General features: G+C 43.5%; 24 protein-coding genes and 1 tRNA gene. 2 read left to right on the forward strand and 23 right to left on the reverse strand.

Features of this window, described 5'->3' with window-relative positions:
• Positions 1–234 precede the first annotated feature (234 nt).
• The 16 genes from sigH to rsmD form a co-directional block, all read right to left on the reverse strand.
• Entirely contained in the window at positions 235–981 is a 747-nt protein-coding gene (gene sigH / locus B6K08_RS03700) for an RNA polymerase sporulation sigma factor SigH (RefSeq protein WP_027397251.1), read from the reverse strand.
• A 140-nt stretch (positions 982–1,121) separates the two neighbouring features.
• Complete coding sequence (locus B6K08_RS03705) at positions 1,122–1,655, reverse strand: NYN domain-containing protein (protein WP_027397250.1); 534 nt, start codon at positions 1,653–1,655, stop codon at positions 1,122–1,124.
• Between the two features lie 2 nt (positions 1,656–1,657).
• On the reverse strand, positions 1,658–2,428 hold the full coding sequence (gene rlmB, locus B6K08_RS03710; protein ID WP_234985200.1) for a 23S rRNA (guanosine(2251)-2'-O)-methyltransferase RlmB: 771 nt from the start codon (positions 2,426–2,428) through the stop codon (positions 1,658–1,660).
• A gap of 1 nt (position 2,429) precedes the next feature.
• Complete coding sequence (thyX, locus tag B6K08_RS03715) at positions 2,430–3,119, reverse strand: FAD-dependent thymidylate synthase (protein WP_037330021.1); 690 nt, start codon at positions 3,117–3,119, stop codon at positions 2,430–2,432.
• A 31-nt stretch (positions 3,120–3,150) separates the two neighbouring features.
• Entirely contained in the window at positions 3,151–3,639 is a 489-nt protein-coding gene (locus tag B6K08_RS03720; protein WP_080325414.1) for a Mini-ribonuclease 3, read from the reverse strand.
• 3 nt (positions 3,640–3,642) lie between these two features.
• On the reverse strand, positions 3,643–5,082 hold the full coding sequence (gene cysS / locus B6K08_RS03725; RefSeq protein ID WP_039210711.1) for a cysteine--tRNA ligase: 1,440 nt from the start codon (positions 5,080–5,082) through the stop codon (positions 3,643–3,645).
• Positions 5,083–5,138: 56 nt separating this feature from the next.
• On the reverse strand, positions 5,139–5,612 hold the full coding sequence (gene ispF / locus B6K08_RS03730; protein WP_039210709.1) for a 2-C-methyl-D-erythritol 2,4-cyclodiphosphate synthase: 474 nt from the start codon (positions 5,610–5,612) through the stop codon (positions 5,139–5,141).
• A gap of 11 nt (positions 5,613–5,623) precedes the next feature.
• Complete coding sequence (gene ispD / locus B6K08_RS03735) at positions 5,624–6,382, reverse strand: 2-C-methyl-D-erythritol 4-phosphate cytidylyltransferase (RefSeq protein WP_080325415.1); 759 nt, start codon at positions 6,380–6,382, stop codon at positions 5,624–5,626.
• Positions 6,383–6,461: 79 nt separating this feature from the next.
• A complete protein-coding gene (locus B6K08_RS03740) occupies positions 6,462–7,631 on the reverse strand; it encodes a PIN/TRAM domain-containing protein (RefSeq protein ID WP_039210765.1) in 1,170 nt (389 codons plus the stop codon).
• 110 nt (positions 7,632–7,741) lie between these two features.
• The gene (locus B6K08_RS03745) at positions 7,742–8,233 is read right to left on the reverse strand and encodes a CarD family transcriptional regulator (protein ID WP_039210704.1); all 492 of its coding nucleotides are present in this window, start codon (positions 8,231–8,233) and stop codon (positions 7,742–7,744) included.
• A gap of 255 nt (positions 8,234–8,488) precedes the next feature.
• Positions 8,489–9,868 carry a DNA repair protein RadA gene (radA, locus tag B6K08_RS03750; RefSeq protein ID WP_039210702.1) on the reverse strand — a complete coding sequence of 460 codons (1,380 nt, stop codon included), beginning with the start codon at positions 9,866–9,868 and terminating at the stop codon, positions 8,489–8,491.
• Complete coding sequence (locus B6K08_RS13690; RefSeq protein WP_159446680.1) at positions 9,868–10,020, reverse strand: hypothetical protein; 153 nt, start codon at positions 10,018–10,020, stop codon at positions 9,868–9,870. Before B6K08_RS13690 ends, radA begins: the two co-directional genes overlap by 1 nt.
• A gap of 19 nt (positions 10,021–10,039) precedes the next feature.
• Positions 10,040–10,489 carry a CtsR family transcriptional regulator gene (locus B6K08_RS03755; RefSeq protein ID WP_039210700.1) on the reverse strand — a complete coding sequence of 150 codons (450 nt, stop codon included), beginning with the start codon at positions 10,487–10,489 and terminating at the stop codon, positions 10,040–10,042.
• Between the two features lie 150 nt (positions 10,490–10,639).
• Positions 10,640–11,158, reverse strand: a complete 519-nt coding sequence (locus B6K08_RS03760; protein ID WP_051555462.1) for a hypothetical protein — start codon at positions 11,156–11,158, stop codon at positions 10,640–10,642.
• A gap of 45 nt (positions 11,159–11,203) precedes the next feature.
• Entirely contained in the window at positions 11,204–11,683 is a 480-nt protein-coding gene (gene coaD, locus B6K08_RS03765; RefSeq protein ID WP_039210697.1) for a pantetheine-phosphate adenylyltransferase, read from the reverse strand.
• On the reverse strand, positions 11,680–12,246 hold the full coding sequence (gene rsmD / locus B6K08_RS03770; RefSeq protein ID WP_039210695.1) for a 16S rRNA (guanine(966)-N(2))-methyltransferase RsmD: 567 nt from the start codon (positions 12,244–12,246) through the stop codon (positions 11,680–11,682). The genes coaD and rsmD overlap by 4 nt, the downstream gene beginning before the upstream one ends.
• Positions 12,247–12,658: 412 nt before the next feature.
• Here rsmD and B6K08_RS03775 point away from each other — a divergent pair, with 412 nt between their 5' ends.
• Both B6K08_RS03775 and B6K08_RS03780 read left to right on the forward strand, forming a co-directional pair.
• Positions 12,659–14,299 carry a DUF4127 family protein gene (locus tag B6K08_RS03775; RefSeq protein WP_039210693.1) on the forward strand — a complete coding sequence of 547 codons (1,641 nt, stop codon included), beginning with the start codon at positions 12,659–12,661 and terminating at the stop codon, positions 14,297–14,299.
• Between the two features lie 63 nt (positions 14,300–14,362).
• Positions 14,363–14,438: transfer RNA gene (locus B6K08_RS03780), tRNA-Gln, on the forward strand.
• Positions 14,439–14,512: 74 nt separating this feature from the next.
• On the opposite strand, the gene B6K08_RS03785 is transcribed toward B6K08_RS03780, so the two are convergent.
• The 7 genes from B6K08_RS03785 to B6K08_RS03815 form a co-directional block, all read right to left on the reverse strand.
• The gene (locus B6K08_RS03785; RefSeq protein ID WP_039210691.1) at positions 14,513–15,382 is read right to left on the reverse strand and encodes an Asp23/Gls24 family envelope stress response protein; all 870 of its coding nucleotides are present in this window, start codon (positions 15,380–15,382) and stop codon (positions 14,513–14,515) included.
• A 26-nt stretch (positions 15,383–15,408) separates the two neighbouring features.
• A complete protein-coding gene (locus tag B6K08_RS03790; protein ID WP_039210689.1) occupies positions 15,409–16,236 on the reverse strand; it encodes a PHP domain-containing protein in 828 nt (275 codons plus the stop codon).
• A 71-nt stretch (positions 16,237–16,307) separates the two neighbouring features.
• Positions 16,308–17,084: a TIGR00282 family metallophosphoesterase gene (locus B6K08_RS03795; protein ID WP_039210688.1), complete on the reverse strand. Its 777-nt coding sequence runs from the start codon at positions 17,082–17,084 to the stop codon at positions 16,308–16,310.
• 14 nt (positions 17,085–17,098) lie between these two features.
• Positions 17,099–17,617, reverse strand: a complete 519-nt coding sequence (locus B6K08_RS03800) for a hypothetical protein (RefSeq protein WP_027397232.1) — start codon at positions 17,615–17,617, stop codon at positions 17,099–17,101.
• Positions 17,618–17,730: 113 nt separating this feature from the next.
• Entirely contained in the window at positions 17,731–18,414 is a 684-nt protein-coding gene (locus B6K08_RS03805) for a lipid-binding SYLF domain-containing protein (protein ID WP_052212449.1), read from the reverse strand.
• 54 nt (positions 18,415–18,468) lie between these two features.
• Positions 18,469–19,287 carry an acetolactate decarboxylase gene (budA, locus tag B6K08_RS03810; RefSeq protein ID WP_052212446.1) on the reverse strand — a complete coding sequence of 273 codons (819 nt, stop codon included), beginning with the start codon at positions 19,285–19,287 and terminating at the stop codon, positions 18,469–18,471.
• A 75-nt stretch (positions 19,288–19,362) separates the two neighbouring features.
• The gene (locus B6K08_RS03815; protein ID WP_039210686.1) at positions 19,363–19,545 is read right to left on the reverse strand and encodes a hypothetical protein; all 183 of its coding nucleotides are present in this window, start codon (positions 19,543–19,545) and stop codon (positions 19,363–19,365) included.
• Positions 19,546–19,548 lie beyond the last annotated feature (3 nt).

Genomic DNA, 19,548 nt, shown 5'->3' on the forward strand with positions numbered 1-19,548 from the left:
AACATAATTGTATCTTGTAAAGATTACATTTATGTTACAATAAACGCCATTAATAAAGAGTATAATATACTGATTGTAAACTTGTCAACAAAAAGGCCCACTGTAAAGCCCGTTATACTTTTAAATTGTACTTCTCTTAAAAAAAAAGTACCCCTGTATGTTATTTCTATATAAAAAGGAAAAATTTTAACAATGACGTTATAAAAAATATTTATATATAAAAAAAGAGGCGCATCACTGCACCCCTTCTCCTTTTTTAATCTCAGAGAAAATACGGCCCCTACGCTTAATTGTCGTAAGTCCCTTATATATAGTTCCAATATCTACTTCATTTCCGTTCATTTCCATATAGCGCTCCAGCTTGCGTTTAACACGCTGCAAAGCATTATCTATGGATTTAACATGACGGTCCAGGTCCAACGCTATTTCCTGATAAGACTTTCCATCGAGATATGCCATAAGAACACACCACTCCAGATCAGAGAGGATGTCTTCCATCTTGGCCTCAATATCAATAAACTCCTCACGGCTGATAACCAATTCCTCAGGATCGGTTACCTTGGCACCGGACAAAACATCCAATAGGGTGCGGTCAGAGTCCTCATCATAAATCGGCTTATTTAACGAAATATAAGAGTTAAGTGGAATATGCTTCTGTCTGGTAGCGGTTTTAATAGCAGTAATAATCTGCCGGGTAACACACAGCTCAGCAAAAGCTCTAAATGAAGACAGCTTATCATTACGGAAGTCCCTGATGGCTTTATAAAGGCCAATCATGCCCTCCTGGATAATATCCTCCCTGTCAGCACCAATAAGAAAGTAAGAACGTGCCTTGGCTCTGACAAAATTTCTGTACTTATTTATAAGATAATCCATGGCCACGCCATCTTGATTATCCTGAATTTTTACTATCACATCTTCATCGGGAAGATCAATGTAATCATCAAAGGATTCATCCCAGGTCAACAAGCTGTTTTCCATTAAGCCCCTGCCCCCTATAAACTGTCAGACTGTTTCATATCTTTATATACAGCCCACAAATTGATTATACAGCCCAGCAAAAAAATAATCAAGAGTTACAACTATTTCCCCAAATTAACTATAATTGATATTTATTTTGCCTATTTCATTTTACGAAGTGCATCTAATTTTGCCAAAGTATCAGCATCAAGATGGCTGCTGATTTCATTGCGGGAAATAGGGAATACCGGCTTATTCAGATACTCACGCCGTAATTCTTTCTTGGCCCGCTTCAATATACGATGAAATTCCTTGGAAGGGTGACGATAGGCTCCGGCACCTAAAATAACAGACTGCTCCGCCCCGTCAGAAGTGACCACGTGGACCTCCTTACCCAAACGAACATACTCATAGGCATTGCGCTCAATGTAGCTGTCAGCAGTTTCCCCCTTGCCTGTATATACCACCGTAAAGTGTTCATTCACCTTTTCCACATGTTCCTCGGAATCGGTAAACAGGGCATCAAAAACCACTATCATTTCGTAACGCTCATAAGCACCATATTCTGACAAAAGATGGACAAGGGTATCCCTGGCCTCAGCCAGATTATTTCTTAGCTTCATGAGCTCCGGCCAGGAATTGATTACATTATAGCCATCAATAATATAATATTCTCTTGGCTTTTTCTTCATTATAGCTAGCCCCTTTGAATTCTCTGCTTCATGGCCTCATACATGAGAATGGAGCCTGCCACAGATGCATTCAGTGAATTGATCTTTCCCATCATTGGTATACGCACAACAAAGTCGCACTGCTCCTTTACAAGACGGCCAACACCATGGCCCTCACTGCCCACGATCAATAACAACGGTCCTGTCATATCAGCCTCATAATAGTCAGTGCCATCCATATCTGCAGCAGCTACCCACAGCCCCTCATCCTTTAAACGGCGAATAGTCTGCACCATATTTCCAATACGGGCTACTGGCACATATTCCACTGCACCGGCAGAGGTTTTGGCCACAGTTGCAGACAAAGGCACACTACGCCTTTTAGGAATCAGCACCCCATGAACACCGGCTGCATCAGCAGTACGAAGGAGAGCTCCCAAATTATGCGGGTCCTCCAGCTCATCCAATAACAGGATAAATGGAGGCTCATTCTTATCCCGGGCAATCTGTAAGATATCCTCCAGCTCCACATACTGGACTGGTGCCACCTGGGCCAGTACCCCCTGATGACGGATTCCCCGGGCCATGGAGTCAATTTTACTGCGCTCCATGTACATAATATTAACGCCCTTCTCCTTGGCCACAGCAATTATTTCCTTAATTGAGCCTTCATTGCTGCCCTTGGCCACCATAATTTTATTGACGCTGCGACTGCCCTTTAATGCTTCCATAACCGCATTGCGTCCAGCCACCATATCCTCGGGCATTTCTCGTACAGGACTTTTTTTATTATCCATATCAGTCTTCTCTCATCTTTATCATTTCAGCAAATTTACCACAGGTCATGGCACCCTCAGGGCAATGGCCGGTGGCCACACAGGAGGCTCCTGCATTTTTAAACAGAAGCGGTGCAACCTTCTTCGCCTGTTCCAGCATCTTATAAGCAAGCTCACGAATTTCCCACTGAGCACGGTTGCAGCAACGAAGATTAAAAAAGTGCATCAAAGAACGGGCATTCATGGTTACCACAATCTTGGTTTCAGTGGCATTTGCCAGCACATATCTGGCATCCTCCTTAGGAATTCCCATATCAGCCAATTCATTATAAGCCTTCTGAATATCATCCATTAAACTCTGGAAGCGCTCCTTGGCCTCAGGCTTTTCCTCAATACTTGGTGGCAGGATATACTCGAAATCATGCTCTGCCACATAACGCTGTGACTGCTGGCTATAGGATGCCAGACGATGGCGTACCAGCTGATGAGTCAGCACACGGGATACACCTTCAATGCCGAATGTAAACGAAACGTGCTCCATGGTGGAGGCATGACCCATTTTAATAATCTTGGCCAGCAGCTTCTGAACCTGCTCATCAGTCATTCGCTCTGACAGCTCCTCAGCGCCGGAGGCAGAATAGCAAAGTCTTGCAGACATAGCCACAACACGCTCTGGCTCAGGAGTATGCTCCAATAATTTAACCTTTATCATAGTTTTTCTCCAATTAATATATACACAAAATTTATTTCTTATTTGATATTTCATCCATCATGGCCTTGGAAATAATCTTAAACGACTCTTCCGCCAGCTCATAAAGGCGTTCGCTTCTTTCCATGAGATACAGATATCCCAATAAGGCTTCAAAGCCTGTGCTGGAATGATACTGGGCTACACTGGCACTTCTTGGGGCATGACTTTTGGCATTGCGACCACGCTTGTAGACAGCCTTTTCTTCCTCTGTCAGCATGGATTCGATACCACGATATGCCTTATCCTGCCACACAGCAGATACAATCTGAGCGCTGAACTGATGCAGCACCTGAACCTTGCTCTGCTCATAGGAAAGAATTCGTCCCCTTACAAACAGGTGAAAATAGGCATCCCCTATATAGGCCAACACCAAGGGATTAAGGCTTTTGGGGTCAACAGAATCATATCTCTGCTGAACACCACCATTGCCATCATCCACGAACATCATATCAACTAGCTTCTTTAAATGCTCAAATGTCATATTTTACGCTTTCTTCCATTTGGTTCCGGCTGCAGAATCCTCAAGAATAATGCCCTGAGCCTTTAAACTGTCACGAATTTCATCAGCCCGTCCCCAATTCTTGTTTTTCTTGGCCTCAGCTCTTTCAGCAATAAGCGCCTCAATTTCCTCTGAAGAAATTCCAGCCCCGTCATCAGCTTCAGGCATTTCAAGGGAGCTTTCAAAAATACCAATTACAGCTGCCATATCCTTATAAACCTGCATCAGCTTACCAAAGTGAACTGCATCAAACTCAGTTCCCTTATTAATTACATTGTTGGCATAGGTATTAATTTCCTTGGACAGTGTAAACATATAGCCAATAGCCAGAGCGGTGTTGAAGTCATCATCCATGGCCTCATAAAAATCAGCCATTGCCTTTTCAGCAATTTCTTCCAGCTGATTATCCTTTTCTGTAGTGCCTGCCTTCTCCAGCACCTCATTACCAAGGTCAAAGGCGTTTTTCAGGCGCAAAAGACCAGCCTGGGCCTCCTTGATACGTTCTTCACTGAAATCCAACGGACTTCTGTAATGGGTACGCAAAATGAAGAAGCGAACAACTTCACCAGGATACTGCTTCAAAATATCTGGTACTGTAATAAAGTTATTCAAAGACTTGCTCATTTTCTCGTTATCAATGGTAATAAAGCCATTGTGAAGCCAATACTGGGCAAAACTCTTATAATTACCACAGCAGCACTGGGACTGGGCAATCTCATTCTCATGGTGAGGGAAGATAAGGTCACTGCCACCACCATGGAAATCAAAGGTTTCTCCCAAATACTTAAGGGACATGGTGGAGCATTCGATGTGCCAGCCTGGACGACCCTTACCCCATGGGCTTTCCCAGAATGGTTCCCCTGGCTTTGCAGACTTCCAAAGGGCAAAATCCATTGGATTATGCTTGCGGCTGTCCACCTCTACTCTGGCTCCCGCCTGCATGTCCTCCAGCTTGCGGCCGGAGAGCTTACCATACTCAGGGAATTTCTCAACACTGAAGTATACATCCCCGTCAATGACATAGCCAAAGCCGTTATCAATAATTCGCTGAACCATATTGATAATGTCAGGAATATGCTCCGTAACCTTAGGATAGAGATCTGCACGCTGAACATTAAGGGCATCAATAGACTTAAAATAGCCGTCAATATAGCGCTCGGTAATGGTCTCCCAGGAAACTCCCTCAGTATTGGCAGCCTTGATAATCTTGTCATCCATGTCAGTAAAGTTCTGAATGTGCTTTACCTCAAAGCCACGATTTCTCAAATAACGCTTAATAACATCCCAAGTCACAAAGGGACGGGCATTACCAATATGAGGATAGTTATAAGGAGTTACACCACAGACATACATGCCTACCTTTCCCGGCTCCTGTGGAATAAACTCCTCTTTTTTGCGTGTTAAGGTATTATAAACTTTCAACATAACCTCTATATACTCCTTTGATGGGTAAATTCAACTGAATAAATCTCATTTTATCATTAGCCCTCTATTCCTGCAACTGCGTAAGAGGAAATCCCCTGTCCATTGCCAGTGAAGCCAAGATGCTCCTCCGTAGTGGCCTTTACATTGATTCTGTCCACATCCACATTCAGGGCTTTGGCAATGTTTTCCCGCATCTGTGGAATATGTGGCAGCATCTTTGGACGCTGAGCCACAATGGTGGCATCCACATTGCCAACGGAATAGCCCTTTTCATGCAGAAGCTTGCCCACATGCTCCAAAAGAATAATACTGGATATTCCCTTGTAACGAGCATCTGTGTCCGGGAAATGCTTGCCAATATCCCCCAGGGCTGCCGCCCCCAACAGGGCATCTGCAATGGCATGAAGCAGCACATCCGCATCAGAATGGCCTAACAATCCCTTTTCAAAGGGAATATCCACGCCACCAATAATAAGCTTTCTATTTTCAGTAAGCTGATGAACATCATAGCCCATACCAAATCTTGTCATAAAACCGCCTCCTATTGCCAGCAATCTTTGATTAAATCATTTATTTCAACCATAATCCGTTTATTTTTCTCAATAAGCCGGCTTTGCTCCTGGCTCTTAATAAAAGCCTCCCCCACAATTATATCCTCCGGTGTGGTAATCTTTATATTCCTGTAATCGCTTTTTACTATATGAACCGGATGACCAATACGCTCCACCAGACTGGCATCATCTGTACCCAAAAAGCCTTCAGCTTGGGCTCTGTCGTTGGCCTCAAGAAGTATTTTTCTCGTAAATCCCTGAGGTGTCTGTATTTCCCACAAAGTTGAACGGTCCGGGGTTTCCTTGACCACCCCTTCATTATCACAGACCTTAATGGTATTCTTGGCAGCCACCGCCGCAATTACACCGCCATACTTTTTGGCACCATCAATTACTGCAGTTATGGTTTCATGGCTGATAAGAGGACGGGCTGCATCATGGACCAGAATAATATCATCATCACTTCCATTGACGCTTTTTATACCATTCAGTACAGAGTATTGTCGTTCACTGCCTCCCGCCACAACATTATAAGGCTTCAACCTCTGCACCTTACTCAGTACGGATTTAACAAAATCCACCTCTGCAGCAGCCACAACGACCACCATCTGATCAATTTCAGAACAGCTGGAATACTGCAACAGGGTTCTGATGAGTATTGGTACACCACCTAATGGCATAAACACTTTATTCATGCCGGCCTGCATTCTGCTCCCCTTGCCTGCGGCAGGAAAAATAACTGTAACCATAGTACCTCCAGAATTACCGAAATATCAGAAAAGGGCTCCAAAGGAGCCCTAAACCTTTAGTTTTTGAATCAAACAATAATCAAACCACCGGTTTGGCAAAAATCATTCTGCCAGCAGCAGTCTGCAGAGCAGAAGTAACCTCCACCGTAATGTTTTCGTTAATGTATCGACGACCGTTTTCCACCACAATCATGGTACCATCCTCCAAGTAAGCCACGCCCTGGCCTTGTTCCTTTCCTTCACGAACAATCTGAACCTTCATGCTCTCACCTGGAATAGCCACTGGCTTAATGGCATTTGACAGCTCGTTGATATTAAGAACGGAAACACCTCTAAGCTCTGCCACCTTATTAAGGTTATAATCATTGGTTATGATTTTCCCCCCAGTAAGCTGCCCCAGCTCCACCAGCTTGGAATCCACTTCAGTAATATCATCAAAATCGTGATTTACAATCTCAACCTGAGAGCCGAATTCATTTTGAAGCTGCTGCAAAATATCCAGTCCCCGTCTTCCACGAACCCGCTTAAGAGAATCTGACATATCAGCAATATGCTGTAATTCCTCCAGCACAAAAACCGGAATCAGCAGCTTACCGTCTATAAAGCCAGTGCGGCAAATATCTGCAATGCGTCCATCGATGATTACGCTGGTATCCAGCAGCTTGCAAGGAATCTGAGATGAAGCAAATTCCTTAATGGCATCAAGGCCTGCCCCTTTAATCTTTTTATTGTTGCGAGATTGTTCCACATGCTGGCTGGTTTCCTTGAAAAATCTCGGGAGCTTGCCAATAAGGTCACCTAATTCCTTCTGCTTACGAATAACTATATGAATCCCTAAATAACCAAAAATGATACTGAAGATACCAGGAATATAATCTCCCACAACAGGTATCTTGGAAAATGCTATACCTAACAAATTAGCAATTATAAGTCCTATTGCCAGGCCAATAAGTCCAGCTATAACATCATGCAATGGCATTTTGTTTAGCTGCCCCTCAACCCAGACTGAAAATCTCTGAAGCTTGGAAGCGAAATAAGGTGATGTTGTATAACCTATTGCTGCACCAGCTGCAATACCCAACAGTAGAAATATCAGATGAGCCGCTGTCATCTTGAAAAGGCCGAGCTCACTCTTTAATACCTCTGTACTGATAAGCTCCGTCAAAAACGGGCTGGCAATATGCATTGCAATACCGCCAATAATCGCCAGCAATGCAACCACAAATACTCTTAAAACTTTTTCCAACATCTTTCTCACCTCCTTTACCACATAATTTAAAATAAAATGAAAAGTGGCTGCGATACCATTACCCAACGCTATGGCAGTGCAGCCTAAATCTTTCCATTGCAACCATAAAATCAATTTTCTCGCTCTAACATCTTCTGAAGCCATGCTTCAGTCGTCTCCATGGTGCCATCCAGGACATATACCATTTCCGTCAAAAAAATCTGCTTCGCCGTATCTAATAGGCGACGTTCGCCGCTGGATATTTTTTTAATCCTGTCCTGAAGTACAAGATTACGAAGGACAGCGGCTACTTCCAAAATATCACCAGTCTTTAAACGGTTCAGGTTTGCATGAAACCTTTTATTCCAGCTTCCTACAGCCTTGACAGGGTCGCCCTTAAGCACTTCTTCGATCTTATCCACCATGTCAGTTGGGCTGACCTCTCGCAAACCAACCTTATCAATATTATCAGCAGGAAGCATAATTCTCATTCCGCCGATGGGCATCTCCAGGACATAATACGACTTCATCTGTCCTTGCCCCATAACATCGTACTCTTCAATGCCAGTGATTTCTCCAGCACCATGCATCGGGTACACTACCCGGTCACCAATCTGCAGCAAACATTCACCCCCTATTGACATCTCTACACGTAAAATTATACCAAAAATTTCGTCAATAAAAAAGAATGAATTTTATCATATAAAAAAAAATATGTCAAGAAACGACACAGGGGCAATTCCCTGTCGCACATCACCGTAACTAAAACTTTGTATTGCTATTAACAATAGCGAAAAAAAGCAATAAAAGTTTCTATACGTTACGGTTCCTAATTGCTCCAGGCAACCGCCCCTGTGTCTTTTATCCGTATATATTTGCTATCTTGGCATAGCACTTGATAATGCTTCCGTTATATTTGATACTCCATAAAGTGTCATATCAGTAAACTTTTTATCAGCCAAAAGCTGCTCATAATTTTTCTGAGGCAATACGATACTCTTGAAGCCAAGGCGTTTTGCCTCCCGAACCCTGTTTTCGGCCTGACTTACAGCTCGAATTTCCCCAGAGAGCCCCACCTCACCAAAGGCCACTGTGGCTGGGCGAAGGGGTCTGCTGGCGAAGCTGGAGGCCATGGCAACACAAATCCCTAAATCCGCTGCTGGCTCATCGATGCGTATTCCCCCCGCAGCCTTTACAAATACATCACATGCCCCCATGGCAAGATGAACCTTCTTTTCAAGGACCGCCAACAAAAGCTGCAGTCTTTTTAGATCCACTGAATCGGAAATTCTCTTAGGTGGCACATAGGGTGTCTTGGCCACCAGGGCCTGAATCTCCACCAACAAAGGTCGTGATCCCTCCACCGTTGGCACGATTACGCTGCCATTATCATCCTGACGCTCAGACAAAAACAGCTTCGAGGCATCGGAAACATCCACAAGGCCCACATCACGCATTTCAAATACACCAATTTCATTGGTACTGCCGAAACGGTTTTTTATGGCCCGCAGCATACGGTATTCGGCATTATTGCCACCTTCGAAATAAAGCACCGTATCCACAATGTGCTCCAGAACCCTTGGCCCAGCCAAGGTCCCATCCTTGGTCACATGTCCCACGATAAAGGCTGCAATACCATTTGTTTTTGCTACACGCAGGATTTCCACAGCACACTCCCGCACCTGGCTGACACTACCCGGAGCACTTTGAATATCCGGGCGGAATACGGTCTGAATAGAGTCAATAACCAATATATCTGGTTTAAGATCAAGAATATGCTTTTCTATAACCTCAAGATTTGTCTCGCTTACCACCATCAAGGTCTCCGAAACCGCATCAATACGGTCGGCACGCATGCGAACCTGCTGTACGCTTTCCTCGCCGGTTACATACAGCACCTTTCGGCCATCTCTGGCCTCATTGGCACATACTCTAAGCGTAAGACTTGACTTACCTATACCAGGATCGCCCACAATCAGCACCATGGAGCCCGGTATCAAGCCGCCTCCCAGCACCCTGTCCAGCTCAGCAGAACCAGTGGTGATGCGGGGCATTTTTTCCAGCACCACATCGCTGATGGGACAAGGCTTGCTCTGATTGGAAAGGCCCAAATTCAGCCCTCTCTGTTTTGTATTATCAGGCTTTATTACCTCTTCCACCAATGTATTCCATTGACCGCAACCAGGACACTTTCCCAGCCATTTAGGAGTATCATAGCCGCACTCCTGACAAACAAACATGGTCTTTGATTTTGCCATTACCGCTGCTTCCCTTTCCCGATAAACGGCTTAGCCAACAGCCTAAGAAGTGACCTGAACAACCATACCACCGCTATGCCAAAGCTAAGCAAAAAATTAACAATACCCTTTAGAATGCCCCCTTCTGTGGGAGCCAATTTGTTTCTTCCCATAAGCTTATCACGAAGTCATTTAACGGGAAAATTCCGCCAGGGTTATAAACAACGTCTTTAGCATATTTACCCTGTCCTTAGTCTCCATACCATCATAGGCACAGTTTGCCGCCTGAATAACCAGAGCTCCCTCCCGGGAATTAATCATCTGATGTTGAATGAGATAACGTACCATGCCCTTTATTTCTATAAATTCTGTATCAGCGTCAATTTTGCTGACCATATCCTCATAAATAATATTCTGCAAAGGTACCCGCACAATTCGGATAAAGCCACCAAGACCACGACGGGATTCGACGGCAAAGCCCTTATCATGGGTAAAGCGGGTATTCAGAACATAACTGATCTGAGATGGCGCACAGGATATTTCGTCTGCTATATCGGTACGCCTCAGTTCCACCTGACCATTCTGCTGTTCAGCCAGCCGACGCAGGATATATTCTTCAATCAAATCTGCAATATTGCTCATAAGCTCACCTTCTTATACAATTAATTGATTAATTGACTATTTGACTTTATTATAACGCAATATTTCATATTTTGCCATAAGCAAAATTACCTCTGTCAAAGCAAAAAAGGATGCCGCATCTGCGACATCCTAATCAAAACATATCCTATATTACTGCTGATTATTAAGCTGACCCTTGGCCTCCTGAACAGCCTGCAGGGCACTGCCCACAGTCTCCAGTACATGGTCAAAAATCTGGTTGGCATAATCATCAGCACTGGTTCTGAGCTGAGTAGCATACTGCTCAGTTTCATCCTTCATCTGCTGAGCGGCAGCCATAGTCTGATCCATAATAGCCTTTTCCTGTTCCTTGGCTCTCACAACAATCTCATTCTCGTCAACTGCCTTCTGGGCATAAGCATTAGCACGCTCAATGGTCTGCTCAGCCTCACGCTTCGCACCATCTACCAAACGCTCTGCTTCCATCTGAGCTGCACTGATAATCTCATCACGACGATTGACAATATCTCCTGCCTCCTGAATCTGCCGAGGAAGCTCACTCCTCAAAACATCCATCAGGCGAAACAGCTCTACGTCATCTATCATAACTTTATCCAAAAAAGGAACTCGATTGGAAGAAGCAACCAAATTCTCAATTTCTTCTAAGATCTTATCTATTTCCATTTCCATGAGCCCAAACCCACTTTCTTAATTATAATCTACCTTATTAGGATATCATTTATTGTTAAAATGTTCAATAGCTATTAAGACCGATTCTGGTACTAACGTGCTAATATCGCCACCGAATTTGTGCATTTCCCTTATCACTGAAGAACTTACATAAGACAATTTGGGCTTTGTTAACAGGAAAAATGTATCCAGCTCAGGGTGCATACTCTTTATAATCTGTGCCTGTCCCTGCTCATACTCAAAATCAGTAACGGAACGAAGGCCACGGACAATAACCTGGATATCATTCTCAATCATATAATCCGCCAAAAGCCCATCAAAGGAAACCACTTCCACGTTTCCTATATCCGCTACTGCTTCCTTCAAGGCTTTCACCCTGGCTTCCACTGGCAGAAATGACTGCTTTCTGATATTGTTAAATACCCCTACCACCAGCCGGTCAAATATTTTGGCAGCTCTTTTTATTATATCGAGATGACCATTGGTAACTGGGTCAAAGCTTCCTGGAAAAATTGCTGAACTCATTTGTCCGCACCTGCCTTCTTGTACTCGAAAATATAAATCTGGGTTGTTTTGCCATATTTCTGATTTCTCAAAATTCTCATGTGGGGAAGCTCCGGAATATCATTCTCATCTCCACCCATCTCGGCAATAATCAAAGCATCATCTGCCAGAATATCACTGGAATCCAGCCATAAAAGAGCCCTCTCCCAAAGCCCTAAATGATATGGCGGATCACAAAATACCACATCGAACTCCTTTCCCTGAGTGGAAAGACGTTGCATTATGGCAAATACATCACCTTTATAAATCTCTGTTCTGTCCGCCAAATGTGTATGCTCTGCATTGTATTTCAAAATATCTGCTGTAGCCTTATCGACCAGGCAGGCATGCTCCGCCCCACGGCTAAGTGCCTCCAGCCCCAAGCCTCCGGTACCGGCAAATATATCAAGTATTCTCTTGCCTACGACCTCGCGCCCCAAAATACTGAATAGTGACTCCTTTACCCTGTCAGATGTTGGGCGGGTATTCATTCCTTTGGGTGTTTTTAAATTGCAGCCCCGGGCCGAGCCAGTAATTATACGCATATATAAACCTCATTACATTATTTTTTCCTTCATAATTCTAACACAAAATACTGCCACAAAAAAATATTAAAATTTTCATGTTATTTCCATAGTCTTCCATGGTTTTTCCATATTTCTTTAGTATTATATGACCATAGCAAATCGCTATACAACCCATTTTTTCATATTCCATCCCTCGAAAAGGAAGCCATTGCCCGTGGCTTCCTTTTCTTTTGCTTTTAAAGGGTACATTTTACACAGATAGGGTATAATATAGCAAGAATCTTTATCCGATGCTAACGGGTGCTAAGACTCCCTCCTCTAAGGTGGAGTTAAGCACCCGTAAAGCCCTGGGTAAAATTCAACTAAATTCAGGTGGAGTTTAAAACTCCAGCTGAATAAGTTATCATTTTATTGTATAACAGAGGCTAATATGAAAAGATACATTCCTATATTTTTAATAATAATATGTTTTTTGCTTGGCTCGGGCTTCCTCATGTCCCAAAAGCAACAGGGAGAAATAATAGATCAGATGCCAGCAACCACCAAGAAGATATTGCTGGTACCTCTGGACAGCCGCCCACCATGTGGACAGCTGGTGGCAGACAACGGCCGCACCGCCGGCATTGAAATTATCCTCCCCCCAAGTGAAACCATGGACTTTTACACCCTGCCGGGAGATACCTCAAAAATGCGGAAGTGGCTTTACGACGAAATAAAGAACTGCGACGAAGCCATTATTTCCATCGACCAGCTCCTTTATGGAGGGCTTATAGCATCCAGAAATAAGACCATAAAGGATGAGGATATCACTGCTCTGGCAGAATATCTGAAAAAGCTGCATGGAGATAACCCTAACATAAAAATACATGCCTTTTCCATTCTCCCTCGCATGAACCCTCCTGATTTTGTGGAAAAATATCAGGACCGCAAAAAGCTAATGGAATGGTCTCGTCTGGTTCACAAATACGATGATAATCCCCTGTCTGAAACTGCTGAGAAAATTCAAGTACTGGAGCGAGAAATTCCATCAGAGCAAATAAAAGCATATATTGAAATATACAACAGAAATCTACGTCTTAACTGCCTGCTGGCAAATCTTGTAGCTGACGGAACGCTGGAGGATCTGAGCTTTGGGCAGGATGACGGCGAAGTCTACAGCCTGCCAAATCTGAAACTAAAGGAATTTATGCATTATCTCCACAAGAATCAGATTGCTAAAGACAAGCTGGCCATTGTGCACGGTGCCGACGAGGTGGCCCTGTCCATACTGACCAACATTATATCAAGGTCAAACAGCTTCAAGGTATATGTGGATTACAGCAGCGAAAAAGCCGCCATTAAGGTTATGCCATACATGGCTATCTGCAATCAGGATACAGCCAACGAACGCTTGAATTTCCATCATGATATTATTGTAAGCACCCCTGAAGAAGCAGATTATATTCTCTTTATAAGTGCCACAGATGAAGAAACTATGGATAGGCGGCGCTACAACGCAGAAAAGCTGTTAGACTATCAGCAAAGGGGAAAGCCAGTGGCACTGGTGGATTTAAGCAAAAGCTTCATAGCCCAGGAGGCACTGTTGCCTATCCTCCTAAAGGAAAATTTTCCTGTAAACTCCCTAATAGCCTACGCTGGCTGGAACACTGCCAGCAACTCCATAGGCACAGCCGTATCCCAGGCAGAAATATATCTTACTGCGCTTAATCAAGGCTTGGAACAAGATAGAGTAGTATACAGCAACCTAAACAATCTTAACAATCGAATTTGCGAAGACTATTATTATTTGAAGGATGTAATTGATCTGGTGAACATCAACCTTAAGAAAAAGGGGTACAGCAACGTATACGATCTGGATTTGGAGCACAATTATAAATGGGCAGTGGATATGATGGAAGCCGCCATGAATCAACGGCTTGTTCAATATAAGACTTCAGATGCTTTCACCAAATCTTTTTGGTTACAAAACACCGAGTATGCTGTAACTGATATGCAGATAAGCTCATACTTCCCTTGGCCAAGGACCTTCGAAATAAATCTAAAAACTTCCCCAACTCTTCGTAAAAAATAGGTAAATTATTCTTGACAATACCCTTTCTTTCACTTATACTAATTATCGTTGTGAAAACAGCATAGGGGTATCGCCAAGTTGGTAAGGCACTGGATTCTGAATCCAGCATTCGTAGGTTCGAGTCCTGCTACCCCTGCCATATAAAAAACTTAAGGGTTCTGCTAATGCAGAACCCTTTTTTACTATGTTTAAAATCTGTATTCTTTTGAATTTCTATAAGTTCTTCGGCTGCACAAACAATGCTTTAATGGTGATATTGACCTTTTTCACTGCCATACCTGTCAACCGCTCCACTTCCTTTTTTATCTCCAACTGCATCTGCTGAACCAAAGTAGGTATGTGCTTGCCAAAGGATATAATAACTGAACAATCAAGCTCTATGCCTTGAGATTCATACCCTACTGCACCATCCCCCCGATACACATGACGCACCTCTGCATCAGCCACCTTGGTAACATTTCCGCTATCTGTGAGAATACGACGCACGATGGCCTCAATACAGGAATCATCAATAATCAGCTTGCCATAGTAGCTGAATACCGGGCGGACAATGGATTTTTCTCCCAGCAGGTGGCGCTGACGGCGCTTCTGTTCATCCTCTCTTTTTACCATGGACTTCAAAGAATCCACTAAATACCCGGAAAAATGGGGCTTCAGTTCAATGGTAGGCACCGGGATGACGTGCTTGCCCTGCTCCAGACGATGCTTTCTGGCCTTATCCATCTCTCCCTGGGTAGCAATATCCTCAATGTGAACGAACTTGGATATTTCAGGCAAATTAAGGGCCTTGGCAATCTTAATAACCATATTTTCCGATGTTCCCAAAATAAGAATCCGCTTTGGCTGAGTTTCCTCAATGGCCCTGCTTACTTCCTTGGCATGGCCTGGCAACACAAAAATAGCTCTTTTAACAGCCAGCACCTTATTCTGCTCCTTTTTGGCAGAGCTGCCGGCAATTATTTTGCCATCCTTAATGAAAAGGCCATCATCAATAATGGCATCAGCCTGATTATTGTGGGCTACCAAAAGAGCTCTATGACTTTTTCCTGTCCCGCTGGGACCAACAAATGCAATAACGTCCATGTAACCACCTCTATTTAACGGCTTGCTCACATTCCCGGCTCGCGATATATCTCCGCCGCATAGCTGTCCTCAATAACAAACTCGCCTAACCTTTCAGGCAAGCGGCCCGGAATACCATGAAAATCAGAGCCACCAGTAATCATAAGATTGTATTTATTGGCCATATCCATATAACGCTGAGTATCCTCAGGACTATGCTTTGGATAAATGGCTTCTACCCCTTCAATGCCTTTCTTCAGCAGCTCCTCCACCAGCTCATCATCGTGAATCAGTCTTGGATGAGCCAACACGGGAATTCCACCGCTTTGTTTTATTAAGTCAATAATCTCCTCAGGCTCCAACAGAAAATGCGAAACGTAAGCAGGACACCCCTTGCCCAACACCTTGTCAAAGCACTCCTTCACCGAGCCGAAGGCTCCCTTCTTCATCAGTGCCTGTGCGATATGGGAACGACTTATGGAGGTGCTGTCACCGGCGATTTCCAAAACATCCGTCTCGGAAATATCATAATCCAGCTCCTGTAATTTCTGCACTATACTGGAAAAGCGCAGCCATCTGGCCTCCACCACATCATTAAGCCTGTCAGCCAGCACCTTGTCATAAATATCAATATTATACCCAAGAATGTGAATTTCATGTATCTCATGATGAGCACTGAATTCAATACCCGGAATAATCTTGATGCCCTTGGCAGGATACAGCCCTGCCTCATACAGCTGGCGAATGCCGTCAACTGTATCATGGTCAGTAATTGCAATATAATTAAGGCCAGCAGCCTTAGCTGCATCAACCAGCTCCTCAGGAGTCAAACGACCATCAGAACTGGTAGTATGCATGTGTAAATCACTAGACATGATTTTTCTCCCCATAACATACCTTAGCATAATATATTCGTATAAAAGGACTAAATATCCTGCTAAAATACTTATTCTTTAATCAGAATCCGCTCAACGCCCACTGGCTTATTGCTAGCATCATCAATTTCCACCACAATGGCCGAATACACAGCCGGTCCATCTGCCAAATCAAATCTTGCCGGCATACAGGTAGTAAACTTCTTGATGATAATATCGGATTTTACTCCCAATACGGAATTCCATGGTCCCACCATGCCCAAATCGGTAATATAGGCCGTACCCTCTGGCAGAATCCGCTCATCAGCGGTCTGAATATGGGTATGGGTTCCCACCACCACCTGTACACGACCATCGAGATAAAAGCCCATGGCCATCTTTTCCGAAGTAGTCTCTGCATGGAAATCCAAAATCTTTATATCCGCTTTATCCCCAATCTCGGAGAGCACGTCCTCAATTTTCTGGAACGGGCAGTCCATCTCTGGCATAAAAGCACGTCCGGACATATTAATCACTGCCAGATTTTTTGCTTTAAACGGATACAGACACCAGCCCTTGCCAGGAGCCCCCTCAGGATAATTGGCAGGGCGAACAAGATAAGGATCAGTATCTATAACCTCATATACCTCTCGCTTATCCCAAATATGATTGCCCGAGGTAACAATATCTGCTCCGCCGGCATAAAGCTCATCAAGGGATTTACGGCTTACCCCTTTTCCGGCAGCAGAATTTTCACCATTTACAATAACCACATCTATATTATTTTTTTCGCGAAGCTCCTTGGTGTACTTCTTGAAAGCCTTACGGCCCGGACGTCCCACCACGTCACCAACAATTAAAATCTTCACAGACAATACCTCATTTATATTAAATCATTGTCATAAACCATGACCCTGCCCTCTTCACGGACTCCCACCATGGACTCAGGAATCTTGTTCTCCTTTAGAAATCTGATGCGATGGTCTATCATTTCCGACTGCATGTAGATCAAATCCTCATCAGGATTTCTCACCTCATCGGTTATGATAATATCAGCAAATTTTTCCTTTAGCAAGCTAACAATCAGACCAACCTCTCCTCTGGAAAGACTGGCAATATCTCTATATATTTGCAGAGAAAAATTCTCGTATGTAAATCCCAATTTTCCACCACTGGTATGCTCAATATTATGATAAAGCATAAGGCTGTCCTCAATAAGTCGTTCAGCCTCTTCAAATTTTTCTTTCTCAGGAGCCTCCCTGACGGAAATCTCCATAATAACAGCCTTCTCCTTGGAGTCCAGGCGAATCTTGGAAAATTCAGGGAAACAGATAAGAAGCCCTGCCACCAGCTGTACGCTGTCCATGCTCACTTCACTCTCAGTGCCGTTAGAATAATCCATATTTCCCGCCTCCTTTGCAAAACAGTATAAAAAAACTCCAAAGAGCCGGCTAATGCCGGCTCAATTATTTCTACTTACAATACTCTTATATTATACCATATTTCCCCAGAGCTTTATGTATTTTTTACATCATTTAACTTTTTGTCTGGATAAATATTGGTCCCCTTAATGGATGCGTCCAATGCCAATCCCTTTTTGGTTATCTGGTAAACCCATAATCCATCATCTATAACAGTGGCACCTTCCAGTGAGGCACCATCTTCGCCGTCATTAGCAGATGCTTCTGCAGAACCGCCAACCTTCCAGTCATCCTTGGTAAAGGAGTTCCAGGCTTGCTCATTGGCAATGACAAATACCAGATCATATTCCTTTACGCCAAGTCCTATGCCAACCCCAGCTTCACTCATCCGCATATATACCCGTTCTCCGGTATTATTGTTGATGGCCACCCCTCGTCCGTGAGCACTTCCGAAAAGTCCCAGCTTCATACCCGTATTACTAAGAGTGGCATAGGCGTAAGATTCGCCAATAACCCGCTGGGCCGATGGAACCTTTTCATATAGGCGTTCCAAGGCTTTTTTTGACAGCTCATCAATTTCAGCCCGTTCTTTTTGAGCCTTTTCAAGCTGTTTGCGTTCCTTTTCAGCTTTTTTATCAAGTTCCTTTTGTTCTTTTGACGTGTTGGTCGTTACCGTTTCTGTACCATTATCATTATTGGCCGCATATACGGGCATAGGCAACACTACACAGAGCAAAAATACCAGAGACATCGTCATAAAAACCTTTAAGTAACGCATATAATCCTCCCTATCCTTGCATATACTATTGCTATTTTACCAAAACCTTGCATTTTATTTCATGCCTGCCTGTTTATCCTGCTCCGCACTTCGGATTTCCTCTTTCATGTCCTTTGCCAGGTTAAATTCATGAAAATGCTTATCATCAGGCAACATCATGGTAAATTTGTCCGTTTTATCAAAATGTACAGTGCCCTTATTCAATGACAGCTCCAGAATATGTCCTCCCTGTTTTTTATCATCGGAAATGAAATGGAAATGCCATCCAGGTGTATTAAGGCCGCCCATATAGTTTGGACAATACAGACCAACCAAAGTCCCCTTGATATTCTTGGCCGTAAATTCTGTCTGCTTTCCCTTTAGCGCTTCCAATAATGTTGGATAAGGTTGCTGGCTGCCATACTCACTACGAAACAGTATGGAAGAAAATTCAGCATGCATTTTCACCATGTAGAAGCTATTTTCACCGTATTCCTTTACGGCCTTATTCAAGGCATTTTCAAAGGCAGTTTTATCTGCAACATTGGTTAAATCTAAGGCTACATCGTCATCAAACATCGTCACAGTAGCGTATGGCACTACCACCTTATCATCAGCCACAACGACTCTGCCATCCCCCAAAGCCTGATAAACGGTTCCATCCAATACAATCATTTCACCATTTACCCCTTCAAAGGTTCCGATACCAGTATCCCCGACGGCTCTTATGTCCTTTACTTTAATTGTGCCCCCTAAATAGCCCTGGGCCAAGGATTGCAGGAGAGCTACCTGATTAATGCTTTCCCGCTCCACAATTGACGGAGTGGCATTTACCACACTTCCAGTTAAAAGACCGGCTAACAAGGTAACTGCTATCTTTTTCTTTATACTCATAATACTCAACCTCCACAATACAGATATTAACTTTTGTTAATTTCGCCATTAGCCGTAAACATTCCTCTATTTTGATTATTTATTTTGCTTATAACGCCTATATAATCGTTCCTTGGCTTCGGCTATGGAAATAGTTTCGCTTCCTTCTATTCTGTACTGCTCCGCCGTCATAACTTTTTTCCTTAAAACGATTATCTCATGCTGTCTTTCGGAGTTAGTAGTATCATTATCTTCTTCCATAGGCATAAAATGTGTCATGTT

The organism is Anaerovibrio lipolyticus DSM 3074 (genome assembly GCF_900141865.1).
In the GTDB taxonomy this organism is placed as follows: Bacteria; Bacillota; Negativicutes; order Selenomonadales; family Selenomonadaceae; genus Anaerovibrio; species Anaerovibrio lipolyticus.